General features: G+C 28.2%; 19 protein-coding genes. 2 read left to right on the forward strand and 17 right to left on the reverse strand.

All coding sequences use genetic code 11. The annotated features are described in order from the left end of the window. Positions 1–7: 7 nt before the first annotated feature. Positions 8–1,066 carry an AMP-binding protein gene (locus tag CXF68_RS12050; protein WP_101045012.1) on the forward strand — a complete coding sequence of 353 codons (1,059 nt, stop codon included), beginning with the start codon at positions 8–10 and terminating at the stop codon, positions 1,064–1,066. A gap of 111 nt (positions 1,067–1,177) precedes the next feature. On the opposite strand, the gene CXF68_RS12055 is transcribed toward CXF68_RS12050, so the two are convergent. The 5 genes from CXF68_RS12055 to CXF68_RS12075 all read right to left on the reverse strand — a co-directional run bounded on the left by CXF68_RS12055 (position 1,178) and on the right by CXF68_RS12075 (position 5,152). Then, positions 1,178–2,050 (reverse strand): sterol desaturase family protein, encoded by an 873-nt coding sequence (locus tag CXF68_RS12055; RefSeq protein WP_101045014.1) that lies wholly within the window; start codon positions 2,048–2,050, stop codon positions 1,178–1,180. Between the two features lie 25 nt (positions 2,051–2,075). Next, on the reverse strand, positions 2,076–2,480 hold the full coding sequence (locus CXF68_RS12060) for a hypothetical protein (protein ID WP_101045017.1): 405 nt from the start codon (positions 2,478–2,480) through the stop codon (positions 2,076–2,078). Positions 2,481–2,592: 112 nt separating this feature from the next. Then, positions 2,593–3,726: a helix-turn-helix domain-containing protein gene (locus tag CXF68_RS12065; protein ID WP_101045019.1), complete on the reverse strand. Its 1,134-nt coding sequence runs from the start codon at positions 3,724–3,726 to the stop codon at positions 2,593–2,595. Positions 3,727–3,822: 96 nt separating this feature from the next. Beyond that, positions 3,823–4,326: a porin family protein gene (locus CXF68_RS12070; RefSeq protein ID WP_101045021.1), complete on the reverse strand. Its 504-nt coding sequence runs from the start codon at positions 4,324–4,326 to the stop codon at positions 3,823–3,825. Between the two features lie 490 nt (positions 4,327–4,816). Beyond that, a complete protein-coding gene (locus CXF68_RS12075) occupies positions 4,817–5,152 on the reverse strand; it encodes a zinc-ribbon domain-containing protein (protein WP_028889439.1) in 336 nt (111 codons plus the stop codon). A gap of 170 nt (positions 5,153–5,322) precedes the next feature. On the opposite strand from CXF68_RS12075, the gene CXF68_RS12080 reads away from it, so the two are divergent. After that, on the forward strand, positions 5,323–8,691 hold the full coding sequence (locus CXF68_RS12080) for a VIT domain-containing protein (RefSeq protein WP_101045023.1): 3,369 nt from the start codon (positions 5,323–5,325) through the stop codon (positions 8,689–8,691). Positions 8,692–9,210: 519 nt separating this feature from the next. Here CXF68_RS12080 and ric read toward each other — a convergent pair. The 12 genes from ric to CXF68_RS12140 all read right to left on the reverse strand — a co-directional run bounded on the left by ric (position 9,211) and on the right by CXF68_RS12140 (position 23,678). Then, on the reverse strand, positions 9,211–9,927 hold the full coding sequence (ric, locus tag CXF68_RS12085) for an iron-sulfur cluster repair di-iron protein (RefSeq protein WP_101045025.1): 717 nt from the start codon (positions 9,925–9,927) through the stop codon (positions 9,211–9,213). A gap of 4 nt (positions 9,928–9,931) precedes the next feature. After that, on the reverse strand, positions 9,932–11,167 hold the full coding sequence (locus CXF68_RS12090; RefSeq protein WP_101045027.1) for an alginate export family protein: 1,236 nt from the start codon (positions 11,165–11,167) through the stop codon (positions 9,932–9,934). A gap of 222 nt (positions 11,168–11,389) precedes the next feature. Continuing rightward, positions 11,390–12,268 carry a metalloprotease gene (locus tag CXF68_RS12095; RefSeq protein WP_101045029.1) on the reverse strand — a complete coding sequence of 293 codons (879 nt, stop codon included), beginning with the start codon at positions 12,266–12,268 and terminating at the stop codon, positions 11,390–11,392. Between the two features lie 395 nt (positions 12,269–12,663). Next, the gene (locus CXF68_RS12100) at positions 12,664–14,493 is read right to left on the reverse strand and encodes a PLP-dependent transferase (protein WP_232771651.1); all 1,830 of its coding nucleotides are present in this window, start codon (positions 14,491–14,493) and stop codon (positions 12,664–12,666) included. A gap of 322 nt (positions 14,494–14,815) precedes the next feature. Beyond that, a complete protein-coding gene (locus CXF68_RS12105; RefSeq protein WP_101045033.1) occupies positions 14,816–15,970 on the reverse strand; it encodes a gliding motility-associated C-terminal domain-containing protein in 1,155 nt (384 codons plus the stop codon). Further along, the gene (locus CXF68_RS12110) at positions 15,967–17,178 is read right to left on the reverse strand and encodes a hypothetical protein (protein ID WP_101045035.1); all 1,212 of its coding nucleotides are present in this window, start codon (positions 17,176–17,178) and stop codon (positions 15,967–15,969) included. The genes CXF68_RS12105 and CXF68_RS12110 overlap by 4 nt, the downstream gene beginning before the upstream one ends. A 293-nt stretch (positions 17,179–17,471) precedes the next feature. Beyond that, entirely contained in the window at positions 17,472–18,176 is a 705-nt protein-coding gene (locus CXF68_RS12115; RefSeq protein WP_101045037.1) for a hypothetical protein, read from the reverse strand. Positions 18,177–18,214: 38 nt separating this feature from the next. Beyond that, positions 18,215–19,156, reverse strand: coding sequence for a hypothetical protein (locus CXF68_RS12120; protein WP_101045039.1), 942 nt, complete (start codon positions 19,154–19,156; stop codon positions 18,215–18,217). Between the two features lie 117 nt (positions 19,157–19,273). After that, a complete protein-coding gene (locus CXF68_RS12125) occupies positions 19,274–20,323 on the reverse strand; it encodes a D-alanine--D-alanine ligase (protein ID WP_101045041.1) in 1,050 nt (349 codons plus the stop codon). A 4-nt stretch (positions 20,324–20,327) separates the two neighbouring features. Then, on the reverse strand, positions 20,328–20,564 hold the full coding sequence (locus tag CXF68_RS12130; protein WP_101045043.1) for a hypothetical protein: 237 nt from the start codon (positions 20,562–20,564) through the stop codon (positions 20,328–20,330). Next, complete coding sequence (murQ, locus tag CXF68_RS12135) at positions 20,557–21,372, reverse strand: N-acetylmuramic acid 6-phosphate etherase (RefSeq protein WP_101045045.1); 816 nt, start codon at positions 21,370–21,372, stop codon at positions 20,557–20,559. The genes CXF68_RS12130 and murQ overlap by 8 nt, the downstream gene beginning before the upstream one ends. An 80-nt stretch (positions 21,373–21,452) precedes the next feature. Then, positions 21,453–23,678 carry an NADP-dependent isocitrate dehydrogenase gene (locus tag CXF68_RS12140; protein WP_101045047.1) on the reverse strand — a complete coding sequence of 742 codons (2,226 nt, stop codon included), beginning with the start codon at positions 23,676–23,678 and terminating at the stop codon, positions 21,453–21,455. Positions 23,679–23,842: the final 164 nt, after the last annotated feature.

A 23,842-nucleotide genomic window follows, 5' to 3' on the forward strand; every position in this document is an offset into this window, starting at 1 on the left:
GTGGAAAATGAAAAATCAGATTCATAAAAAATTTAAGTTAAACGGAAAATCATTTTTATCAGAAGATGAATTAATCGATTTTTCTAAAACTATTTCAAACTCTGTAGTTACTTTTTTAACTGATTGGTTTAACGAAAATGATTTTGTAATTGTACAAACCTCAGGATCTACCGGAAAACCGAAACCAATTGCTTTAAAAAAAGAGTTTATGAAAAACTCAGCTTTAGCTACTGGAGCATTTTTTAATTTAAAAGAAAATACAACAGCATTGTTATGCTTATCTACCGATTATATTGCAGGTAAAATGATGTTAGTTCGTGCATTAACTTTAGGTTGGCAGTTAGATATTATAACAACAGAAGCAAGTCCTTTAAAAGAAATAAACAAGCAATATGATTTTTCGGCAATGGTTCCGTTACAATTACGAAACTCACTAAACGAATTACATAGGGTAAATAAATTGATTGTTGGTGGAGGCGTAGTGTCTAACGATTTAATTGATGCTATTCAGACTATTTCAACAAAAGTATTCGCAACCTATGGTATGACTGAGACCATTACTCATATCGCCATAAAAAAATTAAATAATTTTACGTCATTAAAAGGAGAAACTAAGAAACAGTCTTTTTACGAAACCTTACCTAATGTGAAAATTGATGTAGATGCTAGAAGTTGTTTAATTATTGAAGCACAAAAAGTATCATCAGAAATAATTAGTACGAATGATGTTGTTAAAATAATTTCTGAAACTGAATTTGAATGGTTAGGACGTTATGATAACGTAATAAACTCTGGAGGAATAAAACTACATCCAGAAAAAATAGAAGAAAAATTATCAGAGATAATAACAAACCGCTTTTTTGTGATTGGTATGCCTGATGCTATTTTAGGAGAAAAATTAATTTTAATTATTGAAGGAACAAAGGGAACGATTGATTATAGCTTACTTAGAAATTTAACTAAATACGAAACTCCAAAAAAGATTTATTTCTTAGATAAATTTATTGAAACAGCAACAAAAAAAATACAACGAAAAAAAACATTAAAACTTTTATCGATATTTTAAAATCCCCGCACTTTTGGAGCGGGGTAGTTCATTTAAAATGAACTTAATTATATAATCAAAACTAGATATCCTGTTTTTACTAAATTACATGAGGATAAAAGCTTGAAAATATTAAGTTTTGTCTTTAAAATAATCAGGCTTCCAAATCAGATTTCCAAAAATAATTTTTAATTTATCTTTTTTTGTTCTACACATTTTAACATCTTTCCAAATATTTTTGTACTCAATAAAATTTATTGTTATTGGATTATTTGTTTCAATATTCTTTGTAAGTCCATAAATAACTTTTTCTTCTTCTCTTTGAAAAGTCCCAAATAATTTATCCCAAATAATTAAAAAACCACCATAATTTTTGTCAAGATACTTGTTGTTAGAGCCGTGATGCACACGATGTACAGAAGGTGTATTAAATACTTCATCTAACCAACCTAATTTACCAATACGTTCGGTATGAATCCACGTTTGAAACTGTGCAACTAAAATTAAACTTACAATAGCTTGAAAAGGAGAAAAGCCGATTAATATCATTGGTATTAAGAAAATCCATTCAAAAAGGCCTTCAACAATACTAAGTCTAAAAGAAATCGTTAAATTATAATCTTTTGATGAATGATGTACACTATGGCTTGCCCATAAAATACGATGTTCGTGCTCTATACGGTGCATCCAGTAATAAGTAAAATCAGCTACAAAAAATGCGATTATCCATGTAAAAACATTCATAGGGATGTTTAGTGGAGTTAGCCAATGAAATAACATTAAACAAATAACACCTACCGAACCTATAATTGCTTTTTCTAGTAGTTGGTTTATTAAAAAAATAATAAAGTTTGCTCCAGAATCTTTCCATCGTCGTTCTTTAGATGAGAAAAAATCTAGAATAATCTCTAAGATTATCAACCCTAAATTAAATAAAAAAAAGTAAACGACAAATGTCATTATTCCAGATGCTTCGAAAAGAGATACTAGTTTTGAAAAACTCATAATAGGTATATTTAAGATGAATAATTTATTTTAAACGTTTCCATATTTCTGTATCTGAATACCCCAAAACGGAATAACTAACATTTAAAGTGTTTTCGTTTTTAAGAAGTAGATTGGCTTTAAATTCATAATCTACACCATTATCATTATATATATAGATTGCTTTTCCTTTTCGGTTATTTAAAATTATATTTTTCATAACTAAAGATTCATATTTACCTTTTTTTCCGCTATCATCTTTAATAGATACTGAATAACATTTTAGTTTTTCTTCTACATATTTAAATTGATATGTAATATAAACTGTCTCATTATTTTCTTTATAAGTAGTTTCCCACTTACCTGTTAATGCGTCATTAGTTTGAGATCTAACTACTGTTGTAGCTATTAGTAGTACTAAAATTGTTACTGTTTTTTTTATTGTGTTCATTTTAAATTGTTTTAATTTAACAACACAAAAGTATTATGAGGATTTTTAAAAAATGCGCTTCCCTATAATAGCAAACATAAAAAATGTCTTAGTATAACGGGTAATACTAATTTTAGATAGAATTATGTGCCTTTTTAAACGCTGTTGGTGTTTGCGAAGTATTTTTTTTAAATGCTGAATAAAATGCAGCTTTACTATTAAAACCGACATCTAAAGAAATTGCAAAAATGGTATCTGGTTTTGGTTGAAGCAGCTTTTTTTTCGCTTCTTCAATTCTAAAATTATTAATAAAATCAGGAAAACTCATTTGAGCATTCTGATTTATAGCTTGCGAAATATGATGAATTGATTTTCCTAGTTTTTCTGATAATGTATTTAGTTTTATATCAAAATCTAAATATAATTTTTCATTTTTCACTAAATAATTAATTTCATTAAAAAGCTCTGAAGAATCAATTAATGATGATTTGGTGTATTTATTTTTAGTAACTTTTGGTAAATCTTCAAAATTACCAGTAAAAGCAAATACAGGAAAGTGCATAATAGAAAAAGTAAAAACGAAAAAGAAAATAGAAATGAGCAATGTTTCAAATTTCATATAAGCAGCATAGCTTTCAAACACTTTTGAATTGTTGATTCTAAAACTTCCTACAATTTCACTTATAAAAGTACCTAATTGCAATAACACAAATGCAATTAGCACTAATTTTATCCACTTATATTTAAATATCTCACTTTCATTTAAATCTACAATAAATGGTGATTTGTATAGCCTTAAAAATGCTAGTGTAAATAACAAAATATTAATAAAACTTGTTATAATATATTCTAATTCTAACCACTCATTATAATTAGATTTTGAAACAAACTCTATGAATTCTTGTAGTGAATTATATTCGAAAAGAGGAAAAAAGAAAATCCAACGCAAAATGGTATATCCAACAACAATAAGTACTCCCTTTTTTAGATTGATTGTTGTGTTTGTAAATAAAACAACGAAATAATAGAGAAGAAAGCCTAATAAATGAGTAAATAAATATGAAATTCCAAAATAAGATGTATTCCCTTTATTGTTTATTATAATGTAGTAATCGAATGCAGTAAATGTATAGACTAAAACAATCATTGCTAAAACGATTTTAATCTTTTTGTTTTTTCCTAAACCTGATTTTTTAAATAGAATAAAAATCAATAATAAAACGCCTATTATTTGGCTTAATAAAGGTGTGATATCTAATACATTCATCTAACAAAAATAGTATTTTGATAATAATAAATCAGGAAAAAAAGCAACCTAAAGCACGTTGCTTTTTTTGCTGTAAATCCTTAAATATAAATCTAATTAATTCTTAAAATTTATAAGATAACAAAAATTGAAAAACTTTATTTTATGCTTACCTGGTGTTTTTGTGATATCTTTTAAACCTAAGTTATAACGTGCATCAATACCAATAGTTTCACTTATTTGATAATTAAGTCCTATTACTGCTGATAAATCTAGTTTTTTGTAATTACTCTTAGCTAGAGTTCCTCCTGATTTACTCAATAAATAACCTAGTTGCGGACCAGCTTCAATACTAATTTTGTTAATTGGGGAGAACTTTGCTAAAACAGGCACATTTATATAATTTAATTTTAAATTGTTTGAACCAAATTTAGCACCTTGTTTAGAGTAAAGTAACTCTGGTTGAATAGAAAATTTATCTGACATTTTAAATTCAGCAAAGGCACCTATAACCATTCCAAGTTTATTTTTACCATTATTAATTTTTGATAAATTTACCCCACCTTTTATCCCAAAAATAGTAGTATTATCTGATTGCGCATTAATCGTGGTATTTCCTATAAATAGTAGTGATAATACTAAGACTCATTTTTTTAATAAATTCATAGTTCTTTGTTTTAAACTATTTTTACTTTTTTTCATTTTTAATAATTCTAATAGTTTATTTAAAAATTGAATCCTCATTCAAAATTCTAATGCAAACTTATGTTAGTAAAAAAGCAAAACGGTATTTCCCTATAATATCAGACTAAAAAAGGTGTCTTGATTTGTAATGTGAAACGGTGTTTAATTTTAATGTATTGATTATTAGTTTTTAAGTTTTATTAGAAGTAGCGTTAGTAAAAGGGGTGATGAAGTATAAACTATTATAATTAGCTTGTACTTTTGGTAGAAATAGAAGAAAAACTATCACTATCTAAATTTTAAGTACCAATAAAATTTATCTTTCGTCTGAGTTTATAGAGATTGAAACAAAAAATCCAATGTTTTTACATTGGATTTAATAAGATGTATGTTAGTATTGAATATGTACTTTAAAAATTAGCGATGTTTATCTAAATAAACCAATTGAAAATACATAAAGCATAAACAAACCAATAATTATTAAACCAGACCAATAAGTAACAGGTGTTTTAACACTTTCATGAAACTCATTAAATCTATTGCGTAATTGAGGGTTCATTTCTTGAGGTTCTAGAGTAGATTTACAATTTTGACATTCAGAAAAACCCTTTTTAGATAAAGGAAAAACGGGTATCCAATATATATAGGCATATTTACCATAAATACTCATAGTATGTGTTTCTGATTGTTGGCATCTATCACATTTAATAGCATTTATATTTTTACTTTTTAAGTGTGAACCTTTTGTCCCGTAAATAATCATAGTTAACTTTTTTAATTTAAGTAAATATATTAAATATTATTAGAAAGAGAAGCTTTCGAAAATTTATACTAATTAAATAAGTTGCTTTACGTACTTAAAAGTAGTGTTTACTCATTTACTATTTTATTAGCTGTTAATAGCATTTACTTTTATTGTATAAATCAATAATTATGAAAACTAAACTAATTTACCTACTACTATTATTATTTGCTTTAAGTTCTTTTTCACAAGAAATACCTATTATAAAAGTTGGAAAACAAATAATTTCAATAAAAAAATTAAATGTTAACGTTTCTGTAGTTGGAGATATTGCAATTACAACTTATGACATGGAATTCTACAATCCTAAAAATAGAGTTTTAGAAGGTGAGCTTTTTTTTCCTTTAGGAGAAAATCAATCAGTAACTCGTTTTGCATTAGATATAAGTGGAAATTTAAGAGAGGCTGTTGTTGTTGAAAAAGAAAAAGCTAGAGTTGCTTTTGAAAGTACGGTTAGAAAAAGAATTGACCCTGCTTTATTAGAACAAACAAAAGGTAATAATTATAAAGCAAGAATTTATCCAATACCAGCAAGAGGATATAAAAGAGTAGTGGTAGCTTTTCAACAAAAATTAGTATTAAGTAATGAGTCTTATTATTATAAATTGCCTTTTAATTTTAAAAATAAATTAGAAGAGTTTTCACTTTCATTTGATATTTTTAATCAAAAAAACAAACCTGTTTTTACTAAAGGTATGATAAAAGAGTTTTTATATGATAGTAAAAATGAAAGGTATTATGCTAGAGTAAATAAAAGAAAAACAAGCGTTATAAAACCAGTTTTAATTAAAATACCCTTAAATGTTAATAAGGAGAAAGTCTTAGTAAATGAAAACTGCTTTTATTTTAATAAACAATTAAATATAAAAGAAAGAAAGGTTGCTTTAAAAAGGGACATTACTATTTTTTGGGATATATCATTATCACAAAAAAATAAAAAGAGAGACACAGAAATAGCTTTCTTGAATGCTTATTTTAATAAAGTAAAAAATTGTAAAGTAAACTTGGTGCTTTTTAGCACAAAAATTAAATCTAAAAAGGAATACCATGTAAAAAATGGAAGTTGGGCTATTTTAAAAGATAAAATAGAAACTATTATTTATGATGGAGCCTCTTCGTTTACTTTTTTAAAAAAATACAAAGACAGTTCTAAATTGGGGTTTCTATTTACAGATGGTTTAAATACATTAAGTAACTCTAGTATATCATTCAATAATAAAACACATATAATTAATAGTTCAGTATCAGCAAATCATATTATTTTAAAAAATGCAGCAACCGCTTCTGGAGGAAAATATATTAATCTTCAGCAAATGTCAATAACGAATGCTATTGACAAAATTTCAAATATGCAGCTTCAATTTTTAGGAACTAATTTTTCAGTAGAAGAGCTAGAGGTTTACCCCAAAAAGGGTAGCGTAGTAACAACTAATTTTTCAATTACAGGAAAAGGAAATTATGTAAATAAAAAAATTGAACTTTATTTCGGATTTGGAATAGATACTATTAAAACAGTTTCGTTTCTTGTTAAGAAAAATAAAGTAGATATCCCTGTTATTACAAAAATATGGGCTCAAAGTAAATTAGAAAACTTAATAATTAATTCTAAAGAAAATAAAGAAGAAATTATTAAACTAAGTAAAAAGTATCAAATAATAAGCCCATTTACCTCAATGTTAATTTTAGATAGTGTTGAAGATTATGTAATTCATAATATTGAGCCCCCAAAAGAATTAAGAAATAAGTATGATGAATTAATTGCGCAGAAAATTAATAATAAAAAAGAAAGACTTGAAAGGATAAGAGAGAATTTATTAAGTGATTATAAAGATTTTTTTAACTGGTATAATAAAGATTATATAGGCATTGATATTGATAAGAGTAACAGATTAAAAAAAGATTCAATTGTAAGAAATATTCAAAGAGAAGGATCACAAATTACACCTGACACAACTATAGATAATAATAATAATAATAATAATAATAATAAGTTTTTTATTTCAGGAATAGTAGTAGATGATAATGGTGCTTTGCCTGGGGTTATGATAACGGTAAAAGGTACTACAAATGGAGTTGAAACAGATTTTGATGGAAAATATAAAGTAAAAGTAAAAAAGACTGATGTGTTAATCTTTTCATTTGTAGGGATGAGAACAGTAGAGAAGGTAATGAATGATAATACAAATGTTAATGTGCTAATGGAAAATGACAACATTTTAGACGAAGTAGTTGTTACAGCATTCGGGGTTACTAAAGAAGTTAGAACTTTAAATGCTGCGGTATCGATTGTTAGTTCGGAAAATATTTCTAGTACTTTACATAAAAAAGTAGTAGATGTTAAAATAAGAGGTTTAAGTTCAGTTTCAGCTTCTAATCCTTTATTTGTAGTTGATGGTAGTGTAATGAATAAAAACCCTAATTTAAAATCAAATGAGATTCAATCTATTTATACTTTAACAAAAAAACAAGGGGAAAGTATTTATGGTAGTAAAGCTAAAAATGGCATTATGGTTATAGTAACCAAAAACGGATTTGAGAATGATTTAAAGGGAATTAAAGATTTTGAAAATTTGATAAAAGAAAAGGTAGAATTAAAAGGGTGGAACCCCGATACTCCTTATTTAAAAGTACTGAATAAAATTAAAGATAATAAGTTAGCTTATTTAAAATATATAGAATTAAGAGAGAAATATGGTAAATCTCCATCTTTTTATGTTGATGTAACAGATTTTTTTAAAAGTAGAAAAGCAGAAGAACTAGCAATTCAAATTTTAACAAATGTTGCAGAAATAGATTTAGATAACTATGAATTGTTAAAAGCATTGGCTTATAAATTTGAAGAATATAAATTATATAAATATGCGGTATATATTTATAAAGAAGTTTTAAAATTAAGACCAGAAGATATACAGTCTTATAGAGATTTAGCATTGGTTTATGAATATATAGGTGATTACCAGAAATCTGTAGATTTACTATATAAAATTGTTAACGGAGAATTATTAGAGAAAGATGAAAATAGAAGATTTTCGGGTATTGAGGTAATTGCATTAAATGAATTAAATAGAATGATTTCTCTTTACAATAACCAACTAACAATTTCTCATATAGATAAAAGTTACATAAATAATACGAAAACAGCTATTAGAGTTCTAATAGATTGGAATCATAACGATACTGATATAGATTTATGGGTTACTGATCCAAACGGCGAAAAATGCTATTATAGTCACAAAAAAACCAAAATAGGAGGTTTAATGTCTAATGATATGACTCAAGGTTTTGGCCCAGAGCAATTTGTATTAAAGAAAACAATTAAAGGTTCTTATAAGATTAATGTTAAGTATTATGCAAGTGGTCAGCAAAAAATATCAGGACCTACTTTTTTAAAAGTAACTACATTTAAAAACTATGGGTATAAAAATGAACAAAAAAATACACAACTTGTTAGGTTAGTAAAGGCTGATGATGTTTTAGATATTGGTGAGCTGTTTTTTTAAACATAAGATATCACTAGATAAGACAAAATAATATAGTAGTAAAAAGAAAAGAAAGGAACCATTGTGGTTCCTTTCTTGAAATTAAGTCCCCCGACATAATCAATATAAAAAAAATATATTATTGCAATAGTTGTGCCAATTTATAAGGCAAAAAAAAAGAAAGCTTCCGAAGAAGCAATCTTAGTGTAATTACTTGAAGGTTTTCTAAAAAATAGAATTAATTACAATATATATAACAGCTTAGTTTTTATTTACCCTCAAAAAAAAAACTTATTTTAATTTAAAAATGATGTAAATTTTTGTTTATAAAGTGTTAAGTGTTGGTTTGGTATTGCAGGGGAGAAGGTTAATATTTATATTATTTATTCCGCCGTGTATAAGAGTTTGTATTTAAAAAAAACTGAATCAAAAAAACCTTAAAAGCAATTAAGAGTAATGTATTACTCTTAATTGCTTTTAAGGTTAAATTCTAAAAAAAACTATTTTTTAGAATCTTTCTCTTTCTCGTTTAAAAATAAATTATATTAATTTTTTTTCTAAAGCAATAGCTTTCGGGTGAAGAATATTGTTTTCTAAATGAATGTGTTGGTGTAAATCTTTTTCAAACTCGTCTAATTTAGCATATAAAGCTTTAAATGTATTGCATGCTTCCTTAGGAGGAGTATAATTATTTGTTAATTCTGCAATATTTTTAAAAATATCACCAGCACTTTCATGCTCATGTTCCATCATTTGAATAGGGTTTCTAACTGTTCCAAATGGTGCAATAATATTTTTTTTCTCAGTTTTTTTTGCCTCAACTAATTTCTTAATAAAAGGAAATAATATTTGTTCTTCCTTTTGCATGTGAGAAATTAATTCATTTGCAACTGTATGAAAAAGTTCATTTACTTTTATAACTTCTGTATAATGATTACCGTGAACTTTGGCAACTTTGTTTGCATATTCAGAAATTAAAGGTAAGCTTTCTTTTACGTAAGTATGATGTACGTTTTCAATATAAATCATTAAGAAATCCAGCTCCCATTTATTATAATCTTCTATAACATCTTTAACAGCATCTACTTCTAAAAGTTCATTTTCTATAACTTTTGAATCAACATTATTTTTAGCGCAGGCTTCTTTTACAGAAATAGCTCCACCACAACAAAAATCTATTCCGTGTTTTTTAAATATATGTGCAGTTTTAATATTTTCTGTAACATAATCTGCTACCGTTTTTTCTTTTATTTTCATGAGTTTATTTTTTTGATGAAAATAAAGTTGGTTTAATGGTAACCATTACCCATCCCCAATTATTTGTATTATTATCAGTATTCATCTTTAAAGCTTCCATTCCTTTTGAAGCTAACATTTGAGAATAACCTGCTTTAACTCCTATTTCTTTAGTAAACTTATACCCATAAACTAAATCTATTTCAGTACCTAATTGTTTAGAAACAGAAGCGTTAATATCTGCTGCTGCAGAAAAACTATGTACAAAAGCAGTTAAACTAGATTTTGTATTTAATTTAAAATTAGCTTTTGCGTAGATATCTAATAAACCAACATTATTAGCATGATTACCTACATAGAAATAGTCCATAAAACCATTAAACTTGTGGTTTGTACCATAAAAGGGGGTAAAAGCATTGTTTTTACCAGTAGTACTATTATAGTCGTTACCACTTTGTAATTCAACACCTAAACCTATTTTTGTTTTATCTGTTATTTTATAATTTGCTTCTAAACCTAATAAATAAGCACTTAAATCATTATTAGCAATATCGTTTCCAAATTGATAATATAAATTTGCAGCTAGATCTAAGTTCTCTTTTTTTGCTTTTAAATGGGTACCTAATGTTTGACTATATTTAATACCATTAGAAGATTGTAATCCATTATTTAATAATAAAAAGCTACCAGAAAAATTATTCCAATCTTTATGTAACCAAGCATATTGTAGAGATTTATATGTTTTAGGAGTAGTTAAATTTGTTCCTATTAAGTTTTCTTTTGATTGGTTGAAAGCTAAACCAACATCTAATTTAAAAGTACCCTCTTTGTACTTTATTAATGCCATATCATGACTACGTGCTTGTTGTGCCCAAGCTACGTTACCAAAAATTCTACTATCATCATAAACAACTTCTTGACGACCTAATTTTAAAGAGAAATTACCATCTAAAAGTATTTCAGCCCAAGCTTGATGTATGCTTAAACCGTTATTATCGGCACTATTTAATTGAGGTACATCTCCCCAAATTCTAACGTCTTGTACACTTACATAAAAGTTTAATTTATTAATTGATTGTGTAAAGTTTAATCGAGTTCTTTGTGAGGTAAATAAGGCAGCATTAGCGTTATCAGGAAATAAAGTTTTAAAACCATGTCTGTATTCTGCACGTGGTCGTATTTCTGCATCAATTTTAAATTGAGAATATGCTAATGATGTTATTAGAATTAATATTATACTAAAAATTTTATTTATCTTCATAATCTTCTATTTTAGAATTTATTAACAAATTTCTGTATATATATTTCTTTAAAGTATGATAAAAATCATGATTTAAATATTGTTATAATAAAAGAAAATTAAAGAATTGAAAATATAGTATAGAAAAAGGAATTGAAAATATGAAGTATATAAATAATAAAAGAGAGAGATTTTTTAAATCTCTCTCTTTATAAAATAATCAACCGTTATTTAATATTATTTTTAGTTATTACCTAAGTTAGCGTATTCTTCTTCAGAAATTTTTCCTGTATGAATATCGCTTAACTCTTCTATTTTAGTTAACATAAATTTATGTAACTCTTCATTTATCTTTTTAGGCTTTTCAAGATTACTTGATTTTAATTTACCAGGAAGAATATGACTATTATAGTAGTAAAAAAAGTTGTAATCAAGATCTGCATTAGATAAAGCACCGTTATTTGCTAATAACCATCCTAATCTTACAGAAGAACGTCTTTGTGCAGCAGTACCATGAGATGATCCATTAGAACCAGCTATAGATTGAGCAAAGTTATATGCAGGAATAACATCAGACCAATTAGTAGTATAACTTCTTCTTAAGAAATATCCAGCAAAACCATCTGCTTCTAATTCTGTATTAGAAGCTCCAGTTACTGAAGGATATCCTTGTCTAAATTGTATTTGATGCGCAACTTCGTGTGCTACAATATATGCTACAGCAGATCTTCCGTAATTTAAAGCACCACTAAGCATTTCTTCTCCCCAAATAATATAATTATTAGGAGGTCCGTAAGAAAGAGCGTTAAATGTACCGTTTCCTGCAGCAAAATAAAGAGGTACATTAGATATACCAAAAAGACTTGATGCTTTATTGTTTTGTTGCTTTAAAAAATTTGTTTCATTAGTATTTACAATAGTGTTTGCCCAATAAGAATTAGGCCCAAATTGAGATACAGTAGCGCAGTTATGTGCTGTATTGTGATTGTTTACTTCACTAGGTAAAAGGCCTTTTTCTGGTGAATTGGCGTTTAAATCTAAATCTTTTTCTATTTCTTGTTTGTCACAACTTTGTAACGAAACTAAAATAGCTAACGTCATTAATTTAATAATTTTTTTCATTTTTGGAAGGGTTTGAATGTTATGGTTGATTAAATCATTGGCGAATATAGTTATTAAGTATCATTTTATTAATTATTTAAGTAAAAAAACATTAAAAATATAATTATTTAACAAAATTAGGTTTTTTTGTTTTTTGAGAAAAACGACTAAACAACAGGCGCCATATACTTTTATTATGAAATAATTAAACATCGAATTAATCTTATTTAGAAAGCATTTCATAGGTATATTAATCAAACCTTTTTAGGAGAATTATAATTATCCTAGTATAATTTAAAATAAAGAAGTTTATTAAACTTACGAGATAACTAGTAAGCATACTGTTTTTAATAAATAGGTAATGTTAATTGTGTAAAAATAAATTGGGGAGGTAATATAATTACCTCCCCAATTTATTAAATGCTTTTTACAAAGTCTAAAAATATTTTTTTATGAAGTTCAATGTCCATATTAGCAGAAAGAGCTACTCGGGCAATATAATCTTTATCACCTTCTTTTGTTGTTCCTTGAGTGGAAGTAGCAGGTATTGTCCAATAACATCCTTTTAACTGACCATAACTAACACAATATTTACTTTCATTAGGAATCTGATTAATCATTAAATTAATTAACTTTAAATTTAATGCTCTTTTATAAGTTTCTCTTTCTGCATCTGTATTTCCTTTTGTAGGAAGATCTAATGAAAATACAGAAGGAGTAAATCCTTTTTCAGCTAATTCTTCTGAAACAAAATTTATTTTAGCTTCAGGTAAAGTATCGTTAATATAATTTACAAATTCACGAGTGTTTTTGTAAGCAGCGTAAATTCTTTGATTCATTGAAGGCAATTGCTGTGCTAATATTTCATACTGATGAGATGTAGCTTCGTTATCACAAAGGGTAAGATGTAATTCAATTTTTTCAATTAAACGATCTGTTTTCTTATTACCTATACAGTAACCGGCAGTACATTTACCTCCGCTTGGAAACTTAGAACCACTAGCAAAAGAAATAGTACGAACTGTTGATAGTATTTCACCTTCACCTAAAAAGTGAACATTAGGACAAAATGTTTGATCTAAAATAAAAACAGGGTCAATAGCTATTTTTCCTGTAGCTGTTTTACGTTCTTTTCCTAAAACATCTTTTAATATAATCAGATCTGGAACTTCAACTCTTGGGTTTGTAGGTATTTCAGCAATTATATATGGAACAGCATCTTCGGTTGCTATTTTTGCTAAAACAAGATCAATACTTTTATTCATGTCATTTCCTCCATCAACAGGTAAATCAACAACATCAACATTATCAATACAAGCAGCAATACGTCTTGCCTGATCGTTTGTTCCACCATAGCAATTCGGAGGAACAACTATTTTAATAGCTTTTCCTTTATGATTTTCTAGGGCATCATGTATTAATCCCATTAAAATAGCATATTGAATAGATAAGCCACTAGAAGCTACTAATGGTTTTGTATTTGTACCAGTAACTTTTTGAATTGAACCTAAAACATTTGTTTTATCTGTTTCAATATTATTTTTGTTAATATTAAGAGATGGTTCTTTTACTAACATTTTTAAGGTCGTAAAGCTATTAATAGGAGTCATAGCGATAGTTTCTCTTCTTCTAACATGCTGTATGTCTGAGATGTAATTTGTGTTTTTATCACCATTTATCACTAAAATACTCCCTAAGTCATTATGAGTATTTATAAAAAAATCAACTTTTGAGGTTAAATCAAAATTATAAATTTCTTCTTGTTGTGAAATAAAGATAACGCTACCATCAAAAGTTGAGATATCTTCTGTTTTCTGAATTTTTTTTAATTCAAAATTATAGCCATAAACATTATGTAATATTTCTGTGTTTAGAATTTTTGGTAATTCATCTTTATAAATAATTTGGGTATTCTTATTCTCTAATAAATTTTTTCTAAGAATTGATAAAACAGGAATTGTCTTAGAAGAAAAACTAATTACGTTTGCAGCATTTATAGCGTTTAAATTAGCAATACTCCATTCTAGTACACAAGATAATGGGTGACCTAATCGAATATAGTCATAAGCAGTAGGCAGTTCGTTTAGTGCTGATACTTCAAAATTATTACTATTAAATAAGTTTTCGAACTGTTCTAAAAATTGAGTTTTAGCTAATTTTTCATCATAAATATCTAACCGATGAGTTGTTGTACTCAGCCAACCTGCTGGCATATTTTTTAATACTTCTTTAATATAATTTTGCATTTTATTTGGTTGTATTTTTTTACTATTTAATAGGTGTGCAATATACGATAATTAGATTTTTCTAATTGTTATAAAATACTAAGTAAGAAAAGGTGTAGCGTTTATTCTTTAAATTTTAATAGTGATTAGAAGTAGGAGATAGGAAGGGGGGGAATTGCTTAAAGTATATCAAATATGATATGTTTTAAGTAAAAAATAAGAGTTATTTTATTGAAAGAAATAGAATTACTAAGAGGTAAGTTGTCTTTTTCTGGTTTATATAAAATTAACCAATAAAAAGGTTATAAAGAGTAGATGTATATTGTTTAAAGTACTAAGTTTATTATCTATGAATATAAACCCATCCTTTTTTTTCTGTAATTAAAGAAGCAGGTGTATCTCCTAGTTTTAAAACATAAAAATACGTTCCATCAGGTAACTTATCTACTTTTTTAAAGGTGGCTCTACCTGATGATATACCATTCCAATTATTTTTATATTCATCAGTTTGGTATACTATGTTTCCCCAACGATTAAAAATAACAAGATTATTGTTTGAATATTGGGCTACTTCATCAAAAACTAAAAAATCATTAAGATTATCACCATTTGGTGATATTAATATATTGTTACTATCTATTTCTATAACATCTTTTACAATTGAACCAATTGTAATTACTTCATAATTGTCGGGTACAAATACAGCTGATGTAATTTCACCGGTAGTTAAATCACCAGTAACATTTAAAACACTTAAGTTTTCCCATCTGTTCTCGGTAATACTCCAGCCAACTACGGTTAGTAATGAAATTTGATCAGAAATAGCAGAAATATCGCTTCTAGCATCCCAAGTTAATGTAATTCTAGTTTCTTTACTTCCATCTAAATCCCAAAACTCAAGATTACTAATATTCTCAAGCATTACTTGTTTTTGATTCGTTAAGAAATTTGTAGAAAAAGTAATAGGAGAGTTAGGATCTTCATAAAAATATGCTCCTTTAAATAAATCGTATTGATTTTTATTTGGTATTCTCATTGGGCGTAGTAAAGTACCATCACCAATAGGAAAAGTAAAACTTGGATTGCCTCCTTTTATTGATGAGTACCCATCAACATGTCTTATATCATCTTCTCCTGCATAGCTATCGTAATTTATAAAGTCAAGAGAAATATTTGGGTTATTTCTTGGCGTAATTACTGTACCGTTTATAAAATCTAATTGATTTCTTACACCTAAAGAATTTTGAAGCTCTAGATTGTTTGAAGCATCAATTTCAACATCAAAGAATGCTATTCTATTATTACCAGAAATAATTCTAGTTTCAGTATTAGCATAAAATCCAGCAAAACCAATATAATTATTCAAGACACCATTATTTATCACATCGGTATGAAAACCAATTTTAGCACCATCATGTAATTGCACATTTCCTGAATTAAAAAAGGCTGTTTGTGCAGATAAATAAGATGAAAATAATATAAAGGCTAAGTTTCTCATAAGCCTAAATAAATAAATGTATTTACGACTAAATAAGGTTGATAACGTTCAAACGATTGATCACTACCACCACTACTAACTGTTACGTTATGTGTATGATTACCAGTAGTAGATGTATTGGTAGTACCTCCATTATTGTAAAATGTTAAATTAGAGTCAAAAGCAAACACTACAGGTTGAGCTCTTAGAGTTCTTGCAATTGTATGGCTATGGTTTCCGTTAGTAGTCGTTGCTGCTGTTGGGAAGGTTATGTTTGGTAAATTAGCTTGAACAAGCGTAGTATTTACTTGACCTCCCGTTGATCCAATAGTTTCTCCACCATTAGGGTGCTTTAATACACGATTGGCTGCATCAGGTAAATTTGTTGGGAAACCTAGAGCGTTTGCAGCAGCTTGTGCAGTCGCTGATAAACTACTAGTAACCCTACCATCTAAAATATACCAGCCAGCATGATCAGCAGCTTGAACTCCATTTTTAATATCTCCAGAGGTCTGAAAACTAGCATCTACTTTTTTAATAACACCATTAGTATCAGCTACAATTACTTTATCTGTAGTTAAATCTCCATTATCAATAGTTCTAACTCTTAGTCTACCATTAACATCTAAACGTTCTGTAGGAGTGCCTGTATTTATACCAATATTACCTCCATATTCTAAAAAGAGTCTATTATCACTAATTCCACTTTCAGCAAAATTTAAACCATTTGCTAAAAGATTCCAATGCCATTTAGGATCTCCTGTAGCATCTTCAAAAGCAAGTACATCAACTCCGGTTGCACGAATAACAAGAGGGTGATTGTTAAATGTAAGTGCTTGGTTTATCAATACTTGACCTTTAGTTTCATGAATTTTTAATTTTTCAATATTATTAGTTCTTAATACTAAAGCTTGTGCATCGGTAGTTCCTAAAAAATTAGGAGCAGTAGTACCTGAATTACCAGTCAACGACCAAAAATTATTAGCAAAAGGTAGCCATGATGTGCCATCCCAAATCCTAATGGTATTTGGTGTAGTACTAGTGTCAAACCATACATCATTTTCAACAGGACTCGTAGGTGCTATTGCTATTGTAGTAACTGTATTATTGTTTACAGTTTGTATAGTTCCTTTATTATCAACAACATTAACTTCTTGTGCATTGATATTTAAAGAGATAAATATCAAGACTAAAACTAATATAACTATATGTTTATTGTTTTTTTTCATTTTTTACTATAAAACTAAACTTGTAATTCGAGATCGAGAAGTAGTTCTTCTGTCTTTATTTAGTATGTAATTTTTTATTTATAACTTTAAAGTGCTAATAATTAGCAAACAAGTATAAAGCTATAAGGGGATTTTTTAATATACCAGGATCATCTAATTTTATGTTATTAACAGTTGTAATAATTCTTTTGGTGTTAATAAACTTAATAAGTTAACTTCTTGAGCATTGGTTCTAATAGAAAATAGAACCAATGCAGAAGCTAATAATAATATATTTGTTCTTAATACAAAAATTATTTAATATATTGAATTTCAATTATATCACCAGCATACATTGGTAAGTCTGCAGCATCAAATTGAATAGTAACTGTATCAGCGGTAGCTACAAAATCAGAAATTGTTCTTAATTTTACTCCATTTCTGTATACAAATAATTTTGCGAAAGTTGAACCAACAGTTAATAGTGGTAAACCAGTAACAGTGATAGCAACATCAGCAGCAGCATTTCCAACCTGAATATACTCTGTTCTTATACCACTAACTAAATCGGTAGCTAATAATTTTTTAATTTCACCAGTTACTTCATCTCTTACCATTAATGTAAAACCTGTAGCGCCATATGTAGTTGCAGCAATGTCAGAAATAGCAGCTGCAGCATCTACTGTAGGATCTATAGCTGAAATTCCTGTAATTCCAAATTCAGCACCAGAAGCATCAATATAAGTATTATCAGTTAAAGTACCACCTAATTGCCAAGTAGTAACGACACCACCATCAGGAGCTGTATCTGTAAACATGGTTACACCATTATTAGATTGTAAGTATTTGATTGTACCTTTATTATCTACAACTTTAACAGAACCAGCAGCAGCACCTAATACAGTATTTGCTTGCTTTGTAAAATCAGCTCCAGTTGTTCTCTGCGCACTAACGGTTCCGATAGTTAAAAGACCAACGGCAACTAGTGCTATTTTAAATTTGTTTGTAATTGTTTTCATAAATAAATGATTGTTTTAAAGTTTATAATTGGGGTTTATTAGTAAAATTGAACTATTCTTATTTGATCACCTGAGTAGCAAACTGCTTCAGGTTCTATTTCTATTGTAGTTGTATTAACTACAGTAAAATCTACTCGTACACCATTTCTGTAAATATTTACTTTTCTTGAGTCTGTTATAACCAATGGTGGTGTAAATTGTATTTGACCATTTGTTGCAATTATTTCAGCAACTTCCTCTCTAAATAAATTAGCAGCACTTATTTTTCGTAATTGACCTGTGGTTCTATTTACTGTTACGATATCATCTTGAATAACATCACCGTTTTGTAAACCAGTAATGGCAAGTGTATTTGTAACATCTGTTTCTATTGTCGTTGGTTTAATTAATACACCGCCTAGTTGAATGGTATTTGTAACATCAACTAAAAGCCCATTGTTAGCAGATGGAGTTGCATTTGAACTAACCCAACCAATACCATCATATGCGTAAATAATTCCTGTAGTACTATCGATATACACATCACCAGCAATTGCATTAGGAGCTGTTGTTATATTAGGTATTCCATTGCCTCTTCTTGGATTATTGTCTATTGATATCCAGTTAGTTCCGTCCCAAATACTTGTTGAGTTGTTTAGTGTGTTGTTTATCCAAAAATCACCTAAATTGTTAGCTGTCGGAGCTGTTGATGATGTAGTAACATTTATACCAGCACCTGTATTACATAAACTTCTCCAAGAAGTTCCATCATATATAAAAACACAATTTTGATCAGTATTAAAAATTAAAGCTCCTCTTAAAGGAATGATAGCGTTCATTTGAGTATCAGACATACGACTTATAACTAAAGCTTTGTCAATACTTTCTAATTCTAATATAGAGTTTGAATGAATCGAAGAAGGATTATCTCCTATCTTTACTTGAGCGTAAAGAGAAGTGTTCAATAAAATAAAAAATAAGAAAAGATATTTTATTTTCATACTTGGGGCTGTATATTAATTACAATAATAACTTTTTTTTTTGTTATAAAAAAATAATAGTAATTTTCTTTTACATTTATGTGACACATGTTTTTATTATAAGTCACATGTACTAGTTTAACATATTTTTTTTATTTTTTTAACATGTCTTTTTAATTCTATCATCTCAGAGGTGAATAACTTGGGGCTTTTATAAGGTGTTTTAAACTTTTTATTATTTATAGTAGCTATTTCATACACATTTCGCCAATGATTTCTTATTGATTTTAGAGCTTTAAAATAGGTGTAGTTTTCAGAGTCGTATATATGTGTCGGTTCTGCTAAAATCCCATTAATCTCAAGGATTTTGAAATCAAGACCATTTTCTAAAGAAGAGAATGAATTGTATTTTAAATCAATCCTGCCGTAAAACCATCCAGGAATAGCTTTATTAAGTTTATCGAAACTTTTAATTAAAGTGTCACTAATTAAGTGATTACCATTAATAAATTGAGTTCCTTTTGAGTGATTTCCTATAGCTGTAAGTTTTACAGTTTCATTTTTTTTAGGAATAGTATTTAATTTTTTTTTATGAATTTCAGAAAACAACTCAAGGTACAAACGAGCCCTATTGTCTTTTAAAATTAATTCTTTTAAAGTATGTTTTCCGTTTCCTATAACAGATAAAAAACGTTTTAATGTTATAGAAGTAATTTTACCTGTTTCACTTTCGGGGTTGCGGTGATAAAAAATGCCACATTCATTTTCATAATCAAGAAACTCTTGTATAATAATATTAATAGGGTATTTTTCTAAATAACTTCTTAACGCTGCTTCTGAGTTTATTTTTTTGACTAATAAACCTCTGAATCCAACATCTGGTTTAGCAATTAAAGGGAATGTTATTTTTTGTTTTTGAATATCAATTAGAACATTATAAAAATCAGCATTAGGTTTTACGAGTATTGATTTAGGTCTGTATTCTTTCGGAACCAACATAATAGTCTCGTATTTGCTTTCAGTGCCATTTCCAGAACTTTTTATACATGGATTTGCTGCGCTAAAAAAGGCAAGGTGTTTTGCTTTAAATGCTAAGTAAAAAGCATAGGGCAAATTTGGAACGTAAAACATGGCTGTTGGCCAATGTTCCCAATTTGTAAGTTTTTCTATGGTATTATTTTTTCTCAAATTCTTATTGAAATAAGTTGTCTAAAAAAGCTTTTATTGTTTTAAGTCCGAAGTATACAGTAAATAAAATTAAAAATATACCTATTGTTAAAAAAGTATAAGCTATATAAACTTTAGGACTTTGCGCGTATATTTTTAAAGCTTTAAAACCAAAACTTAATATAATTGGGGAAACAATTAAAAGTCCTAATAGTATTAAGAATTTTTTTACAACTTTATCAAAAGTGTCTGATTTACTCATTATTATAGTTTTTAATTACTTTTCGTACGCTTCCATGTTGTCTTAATAATTTACTTGCAGTTTCTTTGTCGATATTTAATTCTGAAACTAACATTTTTTCACCTCTATCTACAAGCTTACTGTTAGAAAGTTGCATATCAACCATTTTATTGCCTTTTACTTTGCCTAATTGAATCATTGTAGCTGTTGATAGCATGTTTAATACTAACTTTTGAGCAGTACCAGCTTTCATACGAGAACTTCCAGTAACAAACTCTGGGCCAACCACAACTTCTATCGGAAATTGAGCTGTTAAGGCTAAAGGACTATTCTGATTACAGGTTATACATCCTGTTATAATTCTGTTTTCGTTACATTTTTCTAGCGTAGTAATTACATATGGAGTTGTACCTGAGGCAGCAATACCAATAACAACGTCTTTGTTTGAAATGTTATGCTTTTGTAAATCTAACCAACCTTGTTCTATTGAATCTTCCGCATTTTCTACAGCTTTTCTTATGGCTATATCTCCACCGGCAATGAGTCCGATCACTAATTCATGAGGAACACCAAAAGTAGGAGGGCACTCACTAGCATCTAAAATTCCTAATCGGCCACTAGTACCAGCACCAATATAAAATAAACGACCACCTTCTTTTAGTTTTAACACTATTTCTGTAGTTAATTTATTTATTTGAGGTAATGCTTTTTCTACGGCAAAGGGCACTGTTTTATCTTCGTTATTTATGTTTAATAATAATTCAGAAATGCTCATTTTTTCTAAATGATTATATTTTGAAGATTGTTCTGTGGTTTTTATAAAGCTCATATATCAAATATAATGTATTATAGCATAAAAAAAGCAGGTGTTATAAATCACCTGCTTTTTAATTTTTATAGAAAATAAAATTAAATACTAGCTAAAAGAGTATTTAATGTTTCACTAGGTTTCATTATAGTATCAGCTAAACTATCAGTAGGCTCATAATATCCTCCAATTTTAGCTTCTTGTCCTTGAACTTTATTTAATTCAGTAACAATTGAAGTTTCATTAGCTTTCAACTCATTGGCAACTGGAGTAAACTGAGCTTTTAAGTCAGTATCTTTATCTTGAGAAGCTAATGCTTGTGCCCAATACATTGCTAAGTAAAAATGTGACCCTCTATTATCTAACTCTCCAGTTCTTCTTGAAGGTCCTTTTTTATTGTCCAACAATTTATCAGTAGCATCGTCTAAAGTTTCAGCTAATACTTTTGCTTTATTATTGTTATTGGTTTCACCTAAATGCTCTAAAGAAACAGCTAAGGCTAAAAACTCACCTAAAGAATCCCAACGTAAGTGATTTTCTTCAACTAATTGTTGTACATGTTTAGGAGCAGAACCACCAGCACCGGTTTCAAATAAGCCACCACCATTCATTAACGGAACGATAGATAACATTTTTGCAGAGGTACCTAATTCTAAAATAGGAAATAAATCAGTTAAATAGTCACGTAAAACGTTACCTGTTACTGAAATTGTATCCTTTCCTTCTTTTACTCTTTCTAATGTATATTTAGTAGCATCAACTTGTGATAAAATTTGAATATCTAAACCAGTAGTATCGTGGTCTTGTAAATATTTCGCTACTTTTTTGATAATTTCTGCATCGTGAGCTCTTTCTTTTCCTAACCAGAAAATAGCAGGAGTTTTAGAAGCTCTAGCTCTTGTAACAGCTAACTTTACCCAATCTTGAACAGGCGCATCTTTTGTTTGACACATTCTCCAAATATCACCTTCTTCAACTTCGTGAGAAATTAAAGTAGTTCCGTTAGAGTCGATAACATTTACAGTACCGTTAGAAGCTATTTCGAAAGTTTTGTCGTGTGAACCATATTCTTCAGCTTTTTGAGCCATTAAACCAACATTAGGAACAGTTCCCATTGTTGTTGGATCGAAAGCACCATTCTTTTTACAGAAATCGATTGTTTCTTGATATAAACCAGCATAAGAGCTATCAGGAATTATAGCTTTCGTGTCTTGTTGTTTTCCTTCTTTGTTCCACATTTGTCCAGAAGTACGAATCATTGCAGGCATAGAAGCGTCAATAATAACATCTGAAGGAACATGTAAATTGGTAATTCCTTTATCAGAATTTACCATAGCAACATCAGGATTCTTAGTGTAAATAGCTTCAATATCAGCTAATATTTCAGCTTTTTTATCAGCAGCTAATTCTTCAAGATTATTTAATAAATTTCCAAAACCGTTATTTACATCAACGCCAATTTTATCGAAAGTAGCACTATGTTTAGTAAACAAATCTTTAAAGAAAACACGAACAGCATGACCAAAAATAATTGGATCTGAAACTTTCATCATCGTTGCTTTCATATGTAATGAAAGTAACAACCCTTTTTCTTTTGTGTCAGCTATTTGTTCTGCTAAGAAAGCTAATAAAGCTTTTTTATTCATAACCGAACCGTCAATTACTTCACTATCTAATAAAGAAACTTTTTCTTTTAAAGTGGTTGATTTTCCGTTAGCATCAGTATGTACAATTTTTACATCAGTAGCATTATTTACTGTAACCGATTTTTCAGTATGTGCAAAATCTCCATCATTCATTGTTGAAACATGAGTTTCAGAATCTGAAGCCCAAGCACCCATTGAATGTGGATTCTTTTTTGCGTAATTTTTTACAGCTTTTGGAGCTCTACGGTCTGAATTACCTTCACGTAAAACAGGGTTTACAGCAGAACCTTTAATTTTATTATAACGAGCTAAAATAGCTTTTTCTTCTTCTGTATTTGCTTCTTCAGGAAAGTTAGGTAAAGCATACCCTAAAGCTTGTAATTCTTTAATTGCAGCTTTTAATTGAGGAACTGAAGCAGAAATATTAGGTAATTTAATAATATTTGCATCTGGTTTTTTAGCTAAATCTCCTAAAAAAGCTAAAGCATCTTCGACTTGTTGTTCTTTAGTTAAAAAATCCGAAAAATTAGCTAGAATTCGTCCTGAAAGAGAAATATCTTTAGTTACAATTTCTATGTTAGATGATTTTGTAAAAGCTTTTACAATAGGTAAAAACGAACGAGTAGCTAACGCTGGAGCTTCATCCGTTTTAGTGTACATGATTTTAGCAGTTTTGCTCATATTATTAGTTGTTTTAAAGTGGTATTAATTAAAATACGCACAGTAATCATTAAATTGAAGTACTGCAAATTTAAGAATTACGAATGAGTTTTTTGATGCTAAAATGTTATTAGTTTATGTGTTTTGCTGAGAATTTGATAAAAAAATAATGGTTTTTTAAGTTT

Source organism: Tenacibaculum sp. Bg11-29 (genome assembly GCF_002836595.1).
Taxonomy (GTDB): Bacteria; Bacteroidota; Bacteroidia; order Flavobacteriales; family Flavobacteriaceae; genus Polaribacter.